The following is an 18,337-nucleotide window of genomic DNA, read 5'->3' as shown; positions in this document are numbered from 1 at the left end:
TAAGATGACGATCCTCGGTCTGAACGTACTTGATTTCGCCATCGTCCTGGCCTTCATCCTGTTCGTCCTCTATCTCGGCTGGCGGGCTTCCCGCCGGACCAGGACGACCGAGGACTTCTTCGTCGCCGGCCGCCGCCTGGGCAAGGTCTATCAGTTCTTCCTCAACCTGGGCACCTCGACCAACGCCGACCAGGCCGTCGTCGTCTCCCGCGAGGTTTACCGCCAGGGCATCGGCGGCATGTGGATCCAGTACCTCGTCCTCTTCCTGACCCCGTTCTACTGGTTCACCACGGCCTTCTTCCGCCGCGTCCGGCTGGTGACCATCGGCGATTTCTTCACCGAGCGCTTCAAGAGCCGCTTCCTGGGCGCGGCCTTCGCCGTCTTCACCCTGTTCATGGCCTTCCTCGGCAACGGCGCCGGCTACATGGTCGCGGCCAAGACCATGATGGCCCTGACGCCCAAGCCGGCCGCGGCGTACACGGCCCGGGAAAAGCAGAGCGTCGACCTGTTCAGGGAATACCGGGCCCTCCAGGCCAAGGCCGGCCAGACGGCCCTGGACCCGGCCGAGGCCGCGCGCCTGGCCGAGCTCGGCGAGCGGCAGAAGAAGGGCGAGCTCAAGTCCTTCATCTCCTACACGGATTCCATTTCGATCTACCTCGTCTATACGGTCATCGTCGCGGTCTACACGATGATGGGCGGCTTCCTGGCCGCGGCCATCACCGATGTCCTCCAGGGCATCCTCCTGACGACCTTCTCGCTCATTCTCATCCCCATCGGTCTGCAGCGCGTCGGCGGCTTCGCCGGCCTCCACGCCGCGGTCCCGGACTACATGTTCCGGCTGTTCGGCTCGTCGGCGACGAGCGAGTACGCCTGGTACACGATCCTGGCCATGGTCCTGGCCAACCTCGTCTCCATCATCGCCGTGGCCACGGGCATGCAGACCGCCGGCTCGGCCAGGAACGAGACGACGGCCCGGGTGGGCATGATCGGGGGCATGTTCTTCAAGCGCTTCATCATGATCTTCTGGGCCCTGACCGGCCTCCTGGCCATCGCCCTCTACGCGGGCAAGCTCCACGACCCCGACCTCATCTGGGGTCACATGACCCTGGACCTGCTCTTCCCCGGGGCCATCGGGCTGATGATGGCCGGCGTGCTCTCGGCCAAGATGTCGAGCCTGGCCGGGTCGAGCGTTTCCTACTCGGCCCTGTTCATCCGCAACCTCTACCAGCCCTTCGTCAAGCCCAAGTCCGACCGCCACCTCCTCAACGTCGGGCGCGCGGCGATCGCCGTGACCCTCGTCGGCGGCGTGGGCGTGGCCCTGTTCATCGGCAACCTCCTCGACATGTACAAGTACTTCATCTCGCTGCCGGCCATCTTCGGCGCGGCCATCTGGCTGGGGTTCCTGTGGCGCCGGCTGACCAAGCCGGCGGTCATCGCCCAGGTCGTCATCTGCTTCGCGCTCATCGCGGTCATCCCCAACGTGTTCCAGTCGCTCGACTGGGCCCGAACGCGGCCCGGCTTCCTCCTGGAGACGCGGGCCCGGACCGTGTCCATCACCACGCCGGCGGTGCGCGAGGACGTCGAGGCCGGCCGGGCGTCGGCCGTCGGCGAGATCATCCGGAAGACCCGCACGAACCCGCCCGAGGGCGTTTTCTACGAGAAGGTCGTCCGGGTCGATCCCCGTGACCCGGCCTCGCCCAGGATCGGCCTCGGCCGCTTCCACACGGAGATCTGGATCCTGAGCGGGCTCGGGATCGACTTCACCGGATCCTCCAAGGCCCAGCTGAGCGCAGCGAGGTTCGCCTTCGACGCCCTGTTCCCGTTCGTGCTGCTCTTCCTGTTCAGCGCCTTCACCAGGCCGGCGCCCAAGGCCGACCTCGACCGCTTCTTCGCCAAGGTCCACACCCCGGTCCAGCGGACGCCGGAGGAGGAGGAGCGGGCCCTGCGCCGCGCCGTCGAGCACTACGAGGAAGTGGTCGAAGCGCACAAGCTGCGGCCCGGATCGAATTGGGAGATCATGAAGCCGAAGCTGGTCGACATCCTCGGCTTCGCCGGCTGCTGGGTCATCGTCGGCGTCATCGTCTTCCTGCTCTGGTTCATTCTGAACCTCCGCTAAAATGGGGGACACAATACCTATTTCCTAATTTCCCGCCTGTTGAAAAAGCGGGACACAATACCTATTTCCCATTTTTTCGGTGTCTGCCCTTGGGCCTGGGCGCCAGGACACGCCCGGTCAAAGCCTCGAGCCGCCGGATGAATTCATCGCTGCCGAGCGGGCGGCCCGTTCGCTCGTGCTGGCGGAAATCGTCGATCTCGCCGATGCTTTCTTTCTGACCCAGGTAAGCCGACCAATCGGGGATAGCCTTCAGCAACGGGAAGGGCGCCAGGAGCGGATGGGCTTCCCTCCGGACATGAGCCCTCGCGCTCGACCACTCGTACATCTCGGCCCGCGCGACCAGACCCGCCCTGACGGGATTTCTCTCGACGTACCTGACCGCGGAATAGCAGTGGGTCTCGCCGAGAGGGTAGGAGAGGAAGCGGCCCTGCCATAGGTAACCGCGCCAGCCTTCGCGCGTGTTGACGACCAGCGTGTACCGACGGTGGAGTTCTCCTATCCCGCGGGCGAAGCTGTCCTCGGCCTGGGGGCACCCGGGGACGATAACCCTGGCGATTCTGGGCATTCTCTCACTCTCCATTCATAAGGACGCCCGAGGAGAGCCGGAATGCTCAGTCAGGGAAATTATTTGGAAACGGGTATCATGTCCCGCGCTATTTACAGGCAGAAAAATAGGAAATAGGTATTGTGTCCCCCATTTTAATGCCAGACGAGGACGTCGGCGGGGCGGAGGGGATTGGTCCCCAGCACGATCCGCGCGCCGGGCCCGACCGGGACATCGTACGGCCGCGACGAATAATTGACGGCGACGAAAAAGCCGTCGCGCCATTCGATGTAGACGCCCGGCGGATAGGACGCGGGCCCGGCCCCGGCCCTCTCATAGACGAGGCGCATGATGTCCCGCTCCAGGGCGCCGTCGAGCGTGTCGACCCCGACGTAGGTCACCGTGCCGCGCCCGAGCCTGCGGCTCACGGCCGCCGGCTTCCCGGCGTAGAACTGGTCGGCGTAGACTGCCAGCGTCTCCGTGCCCGGGGCCGGCTTCAGGACGTCGGCCCAGCGGTTCCAGGCGTAGCCGCGCCCGTCCCGGCGGACGACGCCCCGGCCGCCCTCGAGGAGACAGTCAAAGATCTCGACCTCGGCCCCGACGAGCGGCGCGATCATCCCGGCCCAGGGCTTCTCCGGCAGCTGGCCGTCCTTCGTCTTCTGACCCGTCCGGCAGGTCAGGACGAGGTGCCCGCCGGCCTCGACGTAGCGCGTCCACCTGGCCGCCAGGGCCTCGTCGACGAGCTGATAGGCCGGGGCGACCAGGAAGGGATAGGCCGCGAAGTCGGCGCTCTCGTCGACGTAGTCGAGGGGCGACCCCGCCGCCTTGACCGCGGCCATCCATTTGCTGCAATGGTCGCGGGTATTCCAGAGCGCGGTCTGCTTGTGGATCTCGAGGTCCCACATCACGTCCTGGCTCCAGAGGATGGCCGTCCGGCGCGCGGCCAGCCCGTCCGGCATCTTAGCGGCCGGGTCGTAGAGCTTCCGCAGCTCCTTCATCTCGCCGATGACCCGGGCGAACTCCAGGCCGCCCCGCGACGGCGTCACCCCGTCCGGGCCGACGATGCCGGCGTGGTAGAGCTCGCTGCCGTAGCGGGGCTGCCGGTAGCGGTAGGTGCAGGCGAAGGACAGGCCGCCGGCGAAGGCGTGCCACAGCCACATGCGCACGGCGCCCGGCTCGGGCTGGGGGTTGACCGCCGCCCAATTGACCTGCCCGGGCTGGAGCTCCATGACGCCGGTCGCCCCCCGGAACGAGCGGAAATAATCCACGGCCGCGGCCAGGCGATACGGGTCGCCCAGCCGGAAACCGAGCTCGCCGAGGTTCCGCGAGCCGCGGACCGGGTACATCGTGAAGGAGATGAAGTCGAGCCGGTCGCTCCGCCAGGGGTCGGCCGAGTCCGTGACGTTCATGTAATTCGTCGTGATCCACTGCTCCGGGCGGACGAGGCCGCGCAGGATGTCGGCCTGCAGGTTGAGGAATTCGGCCTGGGTGTCGGCCGTGAAGCGGCGGAAGTCGAGCAGGGCGTGAGGGCTCAGGCCGTCCTCGCCGGAGAGGCCCTCGTTGGGGATGAGGACCTGGGCGAACGAGTCGTACCTCGTGCTCCAGAAGGCGCCGCCCCAGACCGTGTTCATCTTTTCGATCGTGCCGTACCTGCGCTCGAGCCAGGCCTGGAACTTCCGTCGGGCCGCAGGGCTGTAGTCAGGCGGTCCCCAGGGCTCGTTGTCGAGCTGCCAGCCCCAGACGCGCGGGTCCCGCCCGTAGCGGCGCCCGAGCTCGGCGACGATGCGCCGGGCGTAGCGGACGAAGACGTCGTCCGCTAGCGACGCGTTGGCCCGGGTGCCGTGCTCGAGGCGCCGGCCGTCGGCGCCGACGAGATAGATGTCCGGGTGCTTCTCGCCCAGCCAGGCCGGCGGGCAGGGCGTCGGCGTGCACAGGATGACCTTGAGCCCGGCCCGGGCGGCCAGGTCGAGGGCCCGGTCGAGCCAGGCGAAATCGAAGCGGCCGTCGGACGGCTCCATGAAGCCCCAGGCGAACTCGCCGAAATGGGTGAACTCGAATCCGAGGCCGGCCATCCTCTGGAGGTCGCGCCGCCACTGCGATTCGGGCCACTGCTCGGGATAATAATAGACGCCGATCTTCATCAGGTCGGCCGCGGGGAAAAAGCGCCGGGCGTCCGGCGCCGGCCGCGGCCCGGCCGCCGCGGGGACGCCGGCCCCGGGGGAGGCCAGGGCGAGGGCGAAGAGCGCCAGGGCGAGGGAACGAGCGCGGGGAATTCTTCTCATGGCTTCCTCCCGGCCGGCCGCGACGCCGGCCCGGCCTTCTCCAGGAAACGTCCGGCCAGCTGGCCGCAGGCGGCGGCGATGTCGGCGCCCTTGGACAGCCGGACGAGGGTATTGACCCGGCGCTCCTCGAGCCAGCGCTTGAAGCGGGCCACGTCGGCCTCGGACGGCGTCCGGAAATCCGAGCCTTCGACCGGGCTGTAGGCGATGAGGTTGACCTTGACCCGGAGCCGGCTGGCAATCGCGGCCAGGCCGTCGGCGTCGTCGAGCGAGTCGTTGACGCCGCGGATGACGATGTATTCGAGCGTGATCATCCGGCCGCCGCGGCGGACGTAGGCCTCGGCCGCCTCGACGACCCGCTCGAGCGGGAAGCGGCGGTTGATGGGCATCAGGCGGTCCCGCAGCCGGTCGGTGACGGCGTGGAGCGAGATCGACAGGTTTATCTGGAGGTCGAGCGCCTCGAGCCGCTTGAAGGCGTCGACGAACCCGGCCGTCGAGACGGTGATGCGGCGGGCGGCGATCTCCAGCCCTTCGGGCGCGTTCATGATGCGGATGGCCTTCTCGACGTTCGCCCAGTTGTCGAGCGGCTCGCCCATGCCCATGAAGACGTAGTTGGTCAGGTCGCGGCGGAGCGCGCTCTCGAGGAAGAGGACCTGGCCGATGATCTCGGACGGGGCCAGGTTCCGCTTGAAGCCGTGGCGGCCGCTGGCGCAGAAGGCGCAGGCGAACTTGCAGCCGACCTGGGTCGAGAGGCAGACCGTCAGGCGCCGGCCGGCCGGGATGAGGACGGTCTCGATGTGCTGGCCGTCGGCCAGGCGTAACAGGTACCTGGTCGTGCCGTCGGCGGACGAGCGTTCGTCCGCGAACTCGGGCGAGCCGATGGAGAAGCGGGCGGCCAGCTTGTCGCGGAGCGGCTTGGCCAGGCTGGTGAAATCCTCGAACCGCGACGCCTTCTTCTTGTAAAGCCAGTCGAAGATCTGGACGGCCCGGAACGGCTTCTCGCCCAGGGAGGCAAGCTCGGCCCGCAGCTCCTCGAGCGTCAGGTCGCGGATGTCAGCGGGGGGGAGAGATGACATTTCGCCCAATTTTATCACACTAGCGGCCCGTGACCCATCGGTTCCGGGCGCCGTCGGGATCCCTCTCGCTGTTCCGAGCGCTCGGCCGCGATCCAGCCCGGTCGCTCCCGAGGGCCCGCATCACGGCCTGTTTTTATTCTTTTTGAAGATATTTCTCAGAAGCGCTCCCACGGGTCGCTCCGTCGCGCTTCTGATGGTCGCTCCTGAGACTCCGCTCCCCGCCGCTCTGCGCCGACCCCGATTTCTCGACAAGCGGGAAAATGGGAAATAGGCATCACGGCTTGCTTTTTCAACAGGCGGGAAAATAGGAAACGGGTATTGTGTCCCCCATTTAATGCCCCCATTTAACCCCATTGAATATCCGGATGGCGGCGGTTTAGGACGGCCAGGGTCTCGATGTGGGGGGTGTGGGGGAAGAAGTCGTAAACGCGCACGGCGGCGATGTCGTAGGCCGCGCCGAGGCCCTGGAGATCGCGGGCCAGCGTCGTCGGATTGCAGGAGAGGTAGAGGAGCCGGCCGACGGGGTCGTCGACGAGCTGCCGCACGATCTCCGGATCGACGCCGCGGCGGGGCGGGTCGAGCATGACGACGGCGGGGGCCCGCTCCAGGATCTCCGGCAGCCATTCTTCGGCCGTGCCCTCGCAGACGGCGAAGTTGCCGATGCCGTTGAGCTCCAGGTTCTTCTTCAGGAAGGCGACGTTCCCGGCCTCCGGCTCGACCCCGAAGACCTCCCGGCAGCGCCGGGCCAGGAACAGGCCGAACGTCCCGAGGCCGCAGTACAGATCGGCCACGATCTCCTCGCCCGCGAGCCCGGCCGCCGCGGCCGCGTCCTCGAACACGCGCTCGAGGATGGGGACGTTCGTCTGGAAGAAGGACCGCGCCCCGATGCGGAAGACGAGGCCCCCGGCCCGTTCCTCGATGAAATCCCGGCCGAAGAGCCGCTCGGTCCGGACCCGCTTGCCGTCTCGTATCGACGCGACCGCGCCGGCCAGCCCGAACTCCTTCCGGAATCCGCGCCAGGCCCCGGCCACCGCCTCCCTCTCGGCCTCCGACGCCAGGTCGCAGAGCACGAGCGATTCGCCGCTCCAGCGGCTGGTCCGGATCTCGACCCCCTCGACGGTCCGCAGCGGGACGGCGTTGACGGCGCCGAGCAGGGCCGCCAGCAGGTCGTTGACCCGGTCCGGCACGAGATAACACCGCTCGACCGGCACGAACGAGGCCTGCTCGCCGGGCTCATGGTAGACGAAGCGGGCCTGCCCGTCCTGCCGCAGCACGCGGAGCCCGATCTTGTTCCGGTAGCCCCAGGTCTCGGGCGACGGCGTCAGCTCGAGCGCGTCGAAGGGGCGCTTGAGCTGGCGCGACAGGACTTCCGCGACCTGCCCCCGCTTGATGCGGGTCTCCAGGCCGTAGTCCATGTCCTGATAGGGCGAGCAGGCCAGGTAATGGCCGCAGCGCGGCGCGACCCGGTCCGGCGACGGCTCGACGATCCGGACCGTCCGGGCCTCGGCGTAGCTCGTGCGGTCCTTGAAGACCTCGACCTCGACGGTCTCTCCGGGCAGGCCGCCGTCCGTGAAGACGACCTTCCCTTCGACCAGGCCGAGCCGCCGGCCCGGGTAGACGATCTTCTCGATCTTGATCTTCATGCTGGTGTCCGGTCCCGCCGCGCCGCCCTCAGCGCGAGGGATAGGCCGCGTAGGCCGTGAGGTCGATCGGCTCGCCCCTGGCGCTCCAGGGCAGTCCCATCTCGGAGGGGAGCTTCTCCGCTTCGTAACAGGCCGCGAAGGCCTCGTCGAGGCCCTCGACGACCCGCCGTTTCGCGCCCGGCGTCTCGATGACCGTCCGTGGGGCCGCCAGCCCCTCGACCATCCGGACCATCCCGGCCGGGAAATCGCGGATGTCCGGCATCGAATCCTGGATGCCGTTCATGCACAGCGTCTGGCTGGCCGCCGCCTCGAGCCCGCAGAGCGGCCGCGCCCCGCCCTCCCGGGCCCCGCTGATCGACTGCCAGAGCTTGTTCATCGGCTCGTCGTCCGGGACGCCGTAGTCCTTGCGCCTCCCGTCCGGGAACTCGGCCCAGAGGCCGGAGGTCCGGCTGTCGCAGCGCACCACGGCCTTCTCGAACTCGCAGCGGACGACGGGGCCGCGGTCTTCCGCCGAGGCGTGGCTGACGTAGAACAGGAGCTCGACGCCGTCCTCCGTCCGGACGCGGGCGGCGGCGGTGTCGAAGTTCTCGATGGCGTTGGCCCGGTAGAGCTCGGCCTCGACGGATGCCGGCCGGGCGCTCGCCGCGGTCTCCCGGCCGAGGATGTAGAACATGTTGTGGAGGTCGTGGGCCATGGCGTTCTGGACCGGGCTGTCCAGGACCCAGCCCCCGTCCGCGTCGCGCTTCCGCCCGGCCCAGTCGTTCCGGGCGTAATAGCCCTCGTCCCGGGGCCAGAGGTAGAGGCACTTGAGCTTGCGCGGCGCGCCCAGGAGCCCCGACCTGATGTCGGCCTTGAGCGCCTGCACGGCCGGGCTGAAGGACCACTGGTAGCCGACGGCCACCCAGCGACCAGAGGCCCGCTCCACCTCCACCGCCGCCCGCAGCTCCTGGATCGTGCCGGCCGCCGGCTTCTCGCAGAGGACGTGGCTGCCCCTGGCCAGGGCGAACGTCGCCTGGGGCATGTGGACCTGGATGGGGGAGGAGAGGACGGCCAGGTCGGCCTTGCGGTTCCGGTAAAAGTCCTGGAGGCTGACGAAGCAGGGCACGCCCATGGCCCGCATCTCGACGTACTGCTTGCAGCGGTTCGGCTGAGGATCGACGGCTCCGGCGATGCGGAACAGGCCCTCGTCCCGGCGCTCGAGCAGCGACTGGAGATAGACCGCGCCCATGCCGCCGACGCCGACCATGACGAGAGATACGGGTTCCGCCATCGTCCTCTCCTTGGCGCTAATACTGACACAGTTCGGCGTGCGCGTCCAGCAGGGCCATGAAATTGTCGTACTTCGTGCCGACGGCGACGCTGTGGCTCGAGCCGAGGATGAACCGGCCGCCGGGCTTGGCGCAGTCCATGGCCCGCCGGACGTCGGCCCGGACGTCCTCCGGCGCGCCCCCGACCAGGTGCTCGACGGCCACGCCGCCCCACAGGGTCATCCGGGCGCCGACCTCCCGCTTCAGCCGGCAGAGATCCATGCCGGCCGTCGGCTGGATGGATTGGTAGGCGTCGAAGCCGATGTCGACGAAGATGTCCAGGAGCAGGTTGATGTTGCCGCAGCAGTGCTGGAGGACCTTCTTGCCGTACCCGTCCCGGACGCGGCGGACCCGCTCCTTGTTGGCCTCGAGGAAGAAGTCGCGGAACATGGCCGGCCCGATGAGCGGCCCGGTCTTGAAGCCCAGGTCCTCGGCCCAGAGCACGGCGTCGGAATCCGGGTGGATGAAGGCCTCGTCGGCCGCGTTCTCGCGCCGCACCATCTGCCGCGTGGCCGCCCGGACGGCCTCGGGGTTGGCCGCGAGCTCGAGCAGGCCGCGCTCCATCCCGCCGAGCAGGACGATGCCGACCGACCCGCCCGACGGCCCGGCGATGAACTTCTCGTCCTTGAACTCCCGCACGACCGCGTCGAGGATGGCCCACGACCTCTCGTCGCGGCGGGCCGGCTCGGGTTCGCGTTCGAACTCGGCCGCCGTGAAGACCCGGGCGTCCCGGACCGGATCGTGGACGCAGGTGATGTCCTGGGTCGCCTCCGACAGCTTGTAGACGCGGCCCTCGCGGTCCTCCCAGGTCGCGGCGTCGATCCGTCGCGGCGGCGGCGGCGCGTCGGGCGGCGGCAGCTCCCAGGTGGCCGTGGGGAAGGTGACGATGTCGAGCGGCAGCTTCCTCTGCAGGGCGATGTGGTCCTCGAGCCAGCTTTGAGCCACCTCGTCGTGCCGGCCCTCCCAGAAGGCGATCTGGGACTTGGCCTTGGCCCGCAGGAAGGTCTCGTGGCCGAGCAGGCGCTCGACCGTGTCGAAGTCGACGGCGAACTCGGCGTAGGGGACGCGGTCGGGGATGCGGCCCTCGAGGACGGCGGCGACCCGCTCCTTCGAGGTCATCCCTTCGCTCTGGCCCGCTCGAGGAGGTCGGTTTCGGCGAACGTCTTCGTCCGCCGGTTGAAGCGGAGCGTCTTGATCTCGAAGGCCCCCAGTCGGACGGCCGTCCGGGCGCCGAGCGCCGGCAGCTTGACGACGGCGCGGCGCGGCCGGCCGGTCGGCTCGAACAGCCGGATGACGACGTCCCGGCCGTCCTCGGCTTTCTTGAAAGCCGCGACCTCGACAGCGGCGCCCTCGACGACGATCCCCGCGGCCGCCGTCTTTCCGCCGCCGGGAGGGCAGTAGGCCAGGACATAGGGCGCCTCGTTATGTGCCAGGGCCTCGCGGTCCACGGCCTCCATGCGGCCGGCGAGCGGGCCGCCGTTGAGCCAGAACCGGAAGGTCCGCTCGCCCGTGTCCTGGCGCGGGACGAACCGGTCCCGGGCCACGGCCAGCTTGTCCTCCCAGGTGTCGGCCGCGTAGGCCGGCGACCGCATCAGGGACAGGCGCAGCTCACGGCCGTCCCAATCCGAGCCGTAGGTGCCGTCGTTGACGACGCTCAGCGCGGCGTCGTCCGCTTCCGAGACCAGGGCCAGCCATTTCTGGGCCACGGCCTCGTCGCCGTTCGACGGCAGCTCGTCGGCGCCGTAGGCGACCTGGCCCAGGAAGCGTGCGGCCCGCAGTCTCGGCGTCAGGCCGAGCTTGAGCATGGCGTCGCGCTCGGCCCAGAAGACCCGGATCGCGATCTCGATCTCCGCGCCCCGTTTGGGGATCTTGTAGTGCACGGCCATCCTGGACGAGCCGTAGGCGAAGATGGCCTCTACGACCGTCCGGACCTCGCCGTCCTCGATCACGCGGACGGGCTCGAGCCCGCCCTCGCGCAGGCCGGAGAAGCGGGCCGCCTCCTCCGGCGAGGCCGGGGCGAAGGCCCCGGCCACGTTCCGGAAGCCGCGGACCTTCATGCCCCACGGGTCGGCGTTGTCGCGGATGACCAGCGGCCTGAACGCGCCGGGCTCGAGGAGGTCCCGGCCGCCCGCGATGAAGGCGTCGAGGAGCCCTGTCCCGGCGTTGATCACGGCCTCGAGATCGGACGTCGCGACCTTGACGGCGCCGCTGCTCGCCTTCGTCCGGGCCTCCGGCCTGTCCGGGGGCTTCTCCAGGCGGCACGAGAACCGGTTGAGCCGGCCGGGAGCGAGCTCGGCCTCGAAGACGACCCGCTTGCGCCACTCCACGCTGAGGTTGCTCTCTTCCTTTTCGGCCTGGGCGGGCAGGGCCTTGCCGCGGGCGTAGATCCGCGGGTTCCAGGGCGTCTTGCCGAAGTTCGGCTCCCAGGGCTCGATCTCGCACTCGACCAGGGCGCGCACGGGGTAGGCCTGGGGATTGAAGGCGAAGACCGGGATCTCGTCCTTGGCCGTCCCGGCCTCGCCGGCCGCCAGGGCGAAGAAGGCCCTGGCCTTGAGCCGGGCCAGCGTCTCGAGGCCGTGGCCGATCGTCCGCAGGGCCCCTTCCTCGCCGGACGGGACGGCCGATCCGGGCAGGATGTCGTGGAACTGGACGAAGGCCAGGTCGCGCCTGGCCGCTTCGAGGTCGTCCTGGGGGTAGGGCATGAGCCCCTGGAGCCAGGCCGTCGTGATCATCTTCTCCGCCGAGAAAAGCTCGTTCTCGAGGCGCCGGTGGCCCTGCTTGATCCGGGCCATCGAGGTGTAGCAGCCGACGGCCCAGGGATTGAGGTCCTTCTCCCGGCGCGGCAGCGCCGCCCGCCGCCCTTCCAGCTCCTCGAAATAGGCGTCGGGCGTCGAATGGACGAGCTCGAGGTCCGGCCTCTCCGCCGCCAGCGCGGCCAGGTCGTCGAGGTCCTTGCGGGACGGCCCGCCGCCGTGGTTGCCGATGCCCCAGAGATGGATGACGGGTTCGTCCCCGGGATTGTCCGCCAGCCATTTTTCCAGGCGGGCCCGCTCCTGGCCGCCGACCGAGCAGTAATGGGCCGAGGCCCGGTTGGCCAGGACCTCGGAGCCGTCGTAGCCGACCCAGACGAACTCGTCGCTCGGGAGCGGACACTCCCGGTTGCCGGGCCGGCAGCAGAGGTAGCTGGCGTAGCCGCTCTTGGCCAGGATCTGCACCAAGCCCCGGGTGTGGCCGAACGGGTCGAGGTTGACCGCCGTCCGCGGCTCGACCCCGAGCTTGGCCTTGAAATAGCGCCGGCCCGAGAGGGCCTGGCGGACGAACGATTCGCCGCTCGGCATGTTGCAGTCGGGCTGGATGTGCCAGCCGCCCATGACGTGCCACTTCCCCTCGCGGACCAGACGGCGGATCCGGCGGAACAGGGCCGGCTCGTTCTCCTCGACCCAGGCGTAGAGGACGGCCTCGTTGTGGCAGAAGACGAAGCCGCGGCGCTTCTCGCAGAACTCCGCCGCCTGGCGGAATGTGGACAGCGCTTCGCCGGCGCCCTCCTGCCATTCCCAGAGCCAGACCGGGTCGAGATGGGCGTTGGCGACGAGATGGATCTTCCGGGCGGGCATGTCGGTCCTCTCTTTATGGGATGATGGCGCGCACGACGACGCGCTCGGAGCTCCGCGGCAGTTCGAGGCCGAAGCCGTAGCGGTGATAGGCGGCCTTGCGGCCGCCCGACTCGAAGCGCGCCTTTTCGCCGCGGCGGGCCCGCCGGACGCGGAGCTCGAGCCGGCCGCCGCGAAGCGGCAGGTCGGCCTCCATCCGGTCCAGGCCCGGCAGGAGCCGGGGCTGCAGGCTGACGAAGTCCTCGCCCGGCCGGACGCCGAGCAGATGGTGGACGCAGAGAATGATCATCTCGGCCCAGGTCCAGGGGATGATCCCGGCCTGGGGATAGGGCGGAACGGGACGCTGGCCGTAGAACTCGAACCATGACCCGGCCCGTCCCCCCGGGACCCGGCCGAGCCAGTCGACGACGCGGCGCGCCTTGGCCGGCTGACCGGCCTCGAGGGCGGCCCGGGCCACGAAGAGCGAGGCGAACGGCCAGGGGCCCGGCGAGTCGGGCTCGGAGGTGACGTGATAGCGGCCGCAGCCGCCACCGGACCAGCGCTGGTTCCAGAGCTTCTCCATGGAGCCCAGCGTCCGCAGCGCCAGGCGGCTGCCGGGGTCGACGAACGACCAGGCGACGGCGAGCGCGGCCGACGTGTCCGGGTCCAGCCTATGGCGGCCGGGCCCGAAGAGCGGGGCCTGGCGCGGCAGCCCCGCGCCGGGTTCCGGCCGGATGGTCCTTTGCGCCCGACCGTCCGGGCCGCGGCGCTTGATGAGAGTCCCGTTCTCGACGAGCGAGTAAGCCGGGTCCTTGAGCATCGCCTTGCGCAGGTCCATGGCCGCTTCCGTCCAGCGGCGGGACAGGTCGGGCCGGCCTGTCCGGGCCGCCAGGCGGCCGGCCGCGCGCAGGCCCATGACCATGAAGAGCTGGTGGGCCAGTTCCAGGCCCGGCTGGATGCCGTGGGCCCCGTGCCGCTCCCAGAACTCGCGGCGATTGAGCAGGAGCCCCGACGGGGCGTGGCGGAAGACTGGCCGGAGCGGGAAGGCGGCGGCCCTGGCGATCCTGTCCCAATGCTCCCTCACCAGGCCCAGGTCGCCGGTCCAGTTGACGTACGCTTCGAGGGCGAAAAGGAGGACGCCGTTCTGATCGACCTCGCTTTCCTGCCAGGGGCGGAAGCGGCTCGAATCCATGGGCGCGCCTTCGCCGCTGATGAACTCGCGCAGGAGGCGGCCCAGGATGGTCCGGGCGACGCCGGCCTGGCCGGACATGGCCAGGGCCAGGGCGATGAAGGACTGGTCGCGGACCCACTCGAGGTTGTACTGCCAGACGCTGCCGTCGAGCCGGCCCGAGGCCGCGACGGCGGCCCGTAGCTGGAACTTGGAGGCCGCGAAGAAGCGGTCGAGCAGGGGGTCATGGAAACGGCAGGCCGCCGCGTCCGTCCAGCAGGCAGGGACCGCGTCCCCGGCGCCAGCGCCGGCGACGGTCCGAAGCCGGACGGCGGCCTGGCCGGCCGTCGCGGCCAGCCGGTACTCGAAGAGGGCCGTGGCCGCGGCGCGGCCGCGGAAAACGATCTCCGTCTCGACCGTCCGTCCCTTCACCCCGGTCCTGAGCCGGACCTTCGCGGCGCCGGCCGCGGATCTCGTGACCGAGACGCGGCGGGCCAGCCGGGCTGAGCCCGGGTCGGGGCAGAAGAAGACCTCCGTGACGCGATAGGGGCCCGACCGCCAGGCGATCTCGACGCGCGGATCGGCCGCGCCGCTCAGCCAGCCGGCCCGGACGGACCCGGCCGCGGCCGCGTGCGTCCGGCCCCGGTCGACGATCGACAGGGCCGTTCCGGCCAGCCCGGTCTCGGGATCGAAGGTCAGGGCGGCCCGCTTGGGGCCGAGGCGCTCGGGGTCCATGACCAGGAGCCCGACTGGAGAGCCCTCGCCGGCCGGCGCGACCTGGACGGCCGCCTGGATGAGCCCGTTGCCGAGAAAGAAGTAATCGACGCCGGCCAGCGTCGTCCTGGCGTCGGACGGCCCGCGGGCCGGGTCGTCCGCGTAAAAGTGCTCGCCCACTTCCATGGGCCGATTATATGAACTTGGCGGACCGGAAAGCAACCGCCGCTAACGGCCGCGGCCCGGGCGCCGCCCGGCTCAGACCCGGCTCGGGCCGCGCAGCAGCCGGGCCGGCAAGGTGATGACGGCCTTGAACAGGTCGAGGACGGCGTTGACGGTGATGCCCAGGAGCCGGAAGGGGATGAGCATGAGCCAGACGATCGGATACATGAACAGGGCGAGCAGGGCGATCGGCCAGCAGATCACGAACAGCATCAGCCAGAGCAGGAATTTGATCATCGGTCGCCTCCTCTCCTGCATATACGGCCGGCCCCGGCGGAAGGTTCACCGGCCCCGGTTGGCTTCCGGAGCGAGGTCGGCTACAATAGGCCGGACCGGAGCAGGGGCCGCTAAAACCCCCTTCGGGATCCCACGAAAGGGAGGCGGACATGACGAACAAGCTCAACCGCAGGGACTTCCTCTCCAGGTCCTTGGCCGGGGGGGCCGTGGCGCTGCTGGGAGGCGCCGGCAAGCCGGGCCGCCCGCCCGCCGCCGCGGCGGCCGATCCCGCTCCCGCCGCCGCGGACAAGCCCCTCATCACCCGGGCGCTCGGCAAGACGGGCCTCGTTCTCCCGGTCGTCAACATGGGGGTGATGAACGCCGACAACCCCGAGCTCGTCCGCCGCGCCTATGAACTGGGCCTGCGCCACTTCGACACGGCCGCCGGCTACTGGCGCGGCAAGAACGAGGAGATGGTCGGCACGGTCCTGGGCGAGCTCAACGCCCGGTCCCAGTCGATCATCGCCACCAAGGCCAACATCCCGCCCGCCCAGCGCCGGTCCCTCCCGGCGGCCGACCTCAAGGCCGCCTTCATCAAGACCTTCGAGGGCAGCCTGCGGCGCGTCAAGACCGATTATGTCGACATCCTCTATATACACGACGTCAGCCTGGTCGACGATATCCGCCGGCCCGGGTTCCTGGAGGCCTTCCAGGAGCTGAAGGACCAGAAGAAGGTCCGCTTCGCCGGTTTCTCCACCCATCAGAACATGGCGGCCTGTCTCGAGGAGGCGGCGGCCTTCGGCTTCTACGACGTCCTGCTCGTCGCCTACAACTACGCCATGCACGACTACGACCGGCTGACGCGGGCCCTCCAGGCAGCCTCGGCCAAGGGCATCGGCCTCGTGGCCATGAAGACCCAGTGCATGCAGGCCTGGTACAGGGAGGAGCTGCCGGCCGAGCTCCAGCCCTTCTACAGCGGATCGATCAGCCAGACGGCCGTGCTCAAGTGGGCCCTCCGCAACGAGGCCATCACCTGCGCCGTGCCCGGCTTCACGACCTTCGCCCAGCTCGAGGAGGACGTCTCCGTGGCCCGCGACCCGACCCTGACCGACGCGGAGAAGGCCTTCCTGGCCGGCCGGGGCGTCCGGCTGGCCCAGGCCCGCTGCGTCCAGTGCGGCGATTGCGCCGGCACCTGCCCGTCCGGCGTGGACACCCCGGCGCTGATGCGGGCCCACATGTACCTGCATTATCCCAACGTCTTCCAGGCCCGCGAGGCCATCGCCAGCCTGCCGGCCGGCCGGGGCCTCGACGCCTGCGCCTCGTGCGAGACCTGCGTCGCCCGGTGCCGCGGCCGCGTCGATATCGGCCGGCGCGTCGGCCAGCTCAAGCTCCACTTCGCCTAGAGGCCCGAAAGGAAGCCCCGTGGTCCTGGTCAGCGGCATCGCCCTCGTCGACATGATCGGCAGCGGGCTCGACCGGCTGGCCCGGCCTGGCGAGCTCGTCTTCTGCTCGGTCCGGCCGTCGATCGGCGGCCACGCCTGCAACGTCTCCGCCGACCTCGTCCGCCTGGGCCTGCCCCCGTCCCGCCTCCGGGCGGTCTTCCCGGCCGGGCGGGACGTCTTCGGCGAGTACCTGGCCGGCGAGCTCCGCGGCCGGGGGCTCGGCGTCGAGCCCGTGCTGACCCGCCGGGCCCCGACCTCGCTCGACCTCATCCTGGTGGCCCGCGGCGAGGACCGCCGCTACCATGCCGATCCTGGCGCGAACGGTGAGATGACCGCCGGGCCGGTCCTGGAGCTCCTCGAGCGCCACCGGCCGCTCGTCTATTATGCCGGCGGCGTCGGGCTCCTGGGCCGCTTCGACGCCGCCCTCCCCAGGGTCCTGCGGCGGGCCAGGAGCATGGGCGCCCTGACCTTCGTCGATGTCGTCAGCCCGTACCGGAAGACCTGGGCTTTCCTGCGCCCGGCCCTGCCGTGGACGGACGTCTTCCACTGCAACGCCGACGAGGCCCGCGCCTTCGTCGGAGGATCCGACCCGGTCCGGGCCGCGGCCCGGATCCGCCGCCTGGGCGCGAAGAACGTCCTGGTGACGCTCGGCGGGGAGGGATCGATAGCGGCCGTGAGCGGCGCGCTCCTGCGCCTGCCCGCGTTCAAGGTCCGGATCGTCGACCCCACCGGCGCCGGCGACGCGTTCTCGGCCGGCGTCATCCTGAAGCTCCACCGTCGGCTCGAAGGCCCTGGCGCGCGGGGCCGCGACCTTCCGGCGGCGGAGTGGAAGGACATCCTGCTCTACGCCTCGGCCTGCGGCGCCGTCTGCGCGACCGGGGTCGGGACGACGACGGCCGTCGACGCCGGCAAGGTCGAGGCCCTGATCGCCAGGCAGGGAGGGCGGGTGGCCCGGGCGGCGTCGGTCTCGGCCCCGCCGGCGCCTAGGACCGGGCCAGCTCGTCGCGGGCTTCCCGGAGGGCGATGACGTTCCGCGGATCGGCGTCGTAGGCCACGACGCCGCAGCCAAAGAGCACGCCGGGCCTGCCCCCGAGCTTCAGGAGCAGTCCCCGGGCTTCCTCCCGGACGCGGTCCGGCCCGCCGGCATGAACGAGGCGGGCGTCCACGCTGGCCCGCAGGGCCAGCCTTTCCTCTCCGCATCTCCGGAGGAACCGGCCGAGGTCGGCCCCCGCGTCGCACAGGATCTGGCCTGCGCCGGTCGCGATCAGGTCCTCGAGGACGGGCGTCGTGTCGCCGCCGATTATCAGGGGCAGCATCCGGGCCCCGGCCGCGCGCAGGGCCGGGACGACCAGGTCGCGGTACGCAGGCCGGACGAACTCCCGGAAGACGCGGGGCGAAGCCGCGGCTGGCGAAGCCTTGGAGTCGAACAGGACCGGCTCGACGCCCTTCTCCAGAAAGGCCCGGCCGAGATCGACGCTGACGGCCGAGGCGAAGGCCAGCAGCTCGCGCACGAAGCCCGGGGCTTCGACGGTGGCGACGAGCAGCTCCTCGGTCCCGGCCAGGGCGCAGGCCAGGGAGAAGGGCCCGGTCACCGCGCCCCGGACGACGAGATCGCGCCCCTTCTCCCGGGCCAGCCGGGCGGCGACGCCGACGAACAGGGGCATCCGGCCGTCTCGTCCGGGGTCGGGCCGCCGCAGCCGGCCGATCCCGTCCGGCCCCATGAGGACGGGCCGGGCCACGGCCGGGACGTCGGGCGCCGGCCCGAAATAGCGGACCTCGCAGCCGACGGCCTCGGCCTCGACGTTGTAGACGTCGACGCCGACCGTGAGGACGTCGGGGTCGTAGACCTCGAGCTCCCTCTCCAGGGCCTCGAGGAGGAGGTCGGCGCTGCGGCAGATTTCGGAGGGCGACCGGCCGACCAGACGGGCCTTGTGCTCGTAGACGGCCGGGACGAAGGGGATCTTGTCGACCGGCTCGAAGGCGAAGGCCCTCTCGACCCGCTCGCGCTTGGTCATGGGGG

The 18,337-nt window shown here is 70.3% G+C and carries 13 protein-coding genes; 3 read left to right on the top strand and 10 right to left on the bottom strand.

Features of this window, described 5'->3' with window-relative positions; translation table 11 throughout:
• The first annotated feature begins 4 nt into the window (after nt 1-4).
• Complete coding sequence (locus tag ABFD52_06320) at nt 5-2,116, top strand: sodium:solute symporter family protein (protein ID MEN6560369.1); 2,112 nt, start codon at nt 5-7, stop codon at nt 2,114-2,116.
• A gap of 61 nt (nt 2,117-2,177) precedes the next feature.
• Here ABFD52_06320 and ABFD52_06315 read toward each other — a convergent pair whose 3' ends face one another.
• The 9 genes from ABFD52_06315 to ABFD52_06275 all read right to left on the bottom strand — a co-directional run bounded on the left by ABFD52_06315 (nt 2,178) and on the right by ABFD52_06275 (nt 14,896).
• Nucleotides 2,178-2,681, bottom strand: a complete 504-nt coding sequence (locus tag ABFD52_06315; GenBank protein MEN6560368.1) for a transposase — start codon at nt 2,679-2,681, stop codon at nt 2,178-2,180.
• Nucleotides 2,682-2,815: 134 nt separating this feature from the next.
• Nucleotides 2,816-4,942, bottom strand: a complete 2,127-nt coding sequence (locus tag ABFD52_06310; GenBank protein ID MEN6560367.1) for a beta-galactosidase — start codon at nt 4,940-4,942, stop codon at nt 2,816-2,818.
• Nucleotides 4,939-6,015 carry a 23S rRNA (adenine(2503)-C(2))-methyltransferase RlmN gene (gene rlmN / locus ABFD52_06305; protein ID MEN6560366.1) on the bottom strand — a complete coding sequence of 359 codons (1,077 nt, stop codon included), beginning with the start codon at nt 6,013-6,015 and terminating at the stop codon, nt 4,939-4,941. Before rlmN ends, ABFD52_06310 begins: the two co-directional genes overlap by 4 nt.
• A gap of 344 nt (nt 6,016-6,359) precedes the next feature.
• On the bottom strand, nt 6,360-7,658 hold the full coding sequence (locus tag ABFD52_06300) for a TRAM domain-containing protein (protein MEN6560365.1): 1,299 nt from the start codon (nt 7,656-7,658) through the stop codon (nt 6,360-6,362).
• Between the two features lie 28 nt (nt 7,659-7,686).
• Nucleotides 7,687-8,928: a Gfo/Idh/MocA family oxidoreductase gene (locus ABFD52_06295; GenBank protein ID MEN6560364.1), complete on the bottom strand. Its 1,242-nt coding sequence runs from the start codon at nt 8,926-8,928 to the stop codon at nt 7,687-7,689.
• A 16-nt stretch (nt 8,929-8,944) separates the two neighbouring features.
• Nucleotides 8,945-10,084, bottom strand: a complete 1,140-nt coding sequence (locus tag ABFD52_06290) for a uroporphyrinogen decarboxylase family protein (protein MEN6560363.1) — start codon at nt 10,082-10,084, stop codon at nt 8,945-8,947.
• A complete protein-coding gene (locus tag ABFD52_06285; protein ID MEN6560362.1) occupies nt 10,081-12,579 on the bottom strand; it encodes a glycoside hydrolase family 38 C-terminal domain-containing protein in 2,499 nt (832 codons plus the stop codon). The genes ABFD52_06290 and ABFD52_06285 overlap by 4 nt, the downstream gene beginning before the upstream one ends.
• A gap of 13 nt (nt 12,580-12,592) precedes the next feature.
• Nucleotides 12,593-14,623 carry a hypothetical protein gene (locus ABFD52_06280; GenBank protein ID MEN6560361.1) on the bottom strand — a complete coding sequence of 677 codons (2,031 nt, stop codon included), beginning with the start codon at nt 14,621-14,623 and terminating at the stop codon, nt 12,593-12,595.
• 72 nt (nt 14,624-14,695) lie between these two features.
• Nucleotides 14,696-14,896, bottom strand: a complete 201-nt coding sequence (locus ABFD52_06275) for a hypothetical protein (GenBank protein MEN6560360.1) — start codon at nt 14,894-14,896, stop codon at nt 14,696-14,698.
• Between the two features lie 149 nt (nt 14,897-15,045).
• Here ABFD52_06275 and ABFD52_06270 point away from each other — a divergent pair, with 149 nt between their 5' ends.
• Both ABFD52_06270 and ABFD52_06265 read left to right on the top strand, forming a co-directional pair.
• On the top strand, nt 15,046-16,278 hold the full coding sequence (locus ABFD52_06270) for an aldo/keto reductase (protein MEN6560359.1): 1,233 nt from the start codon (nt 15,046-15,048) through the stop codon (nt 16,276-16,278).
• A gap of 19 nt (nt 16,279-16,297) precedes the next feature.
• Nucleotides 16,298-17,344 (top strand): carbohydrate kinase family protein, encoded by a 1,047-nt coding sequence (locus ABFD52_06265; protein MEN6560358.1) that lies wholly within the window; start codon nt 16,298-16,300, stop codon nt 17,342-17,344.
• Here ABFD52_06265 and ABFD52_06260 read toward each other — a convergent pair.
• Nucleotides 17,301-18,332: a uroporphyrinogen decarboxylase family protein gene (locus ABFD52_06260; protein ID MEN6560357.1), complete on the bottom strand. Its 1,032-nt coding sequence runs from the start codon at nt 18,330-18,332 to the stop codon at nt 17,301-17,303. The genes ABFD52_06265 and ABFD52_06260 overlap by 44 nt on opposite strands.
• Nucleotides 18,333-18,337 lie beyond the last annotated feature (5 nt).

The sequence above is a fragment of the Acidobacteriota bacterium genome, assembly GCA_039683095.1.
Lineage (GTDB): Bacteria > Acidobacteriota > Aminicenantia > Aminicenantales > Saccharicenantaceae > RBG-16-66-30.
This window is presented reverse-complemented; position numbering and strand designations above follow the sequence as displayed.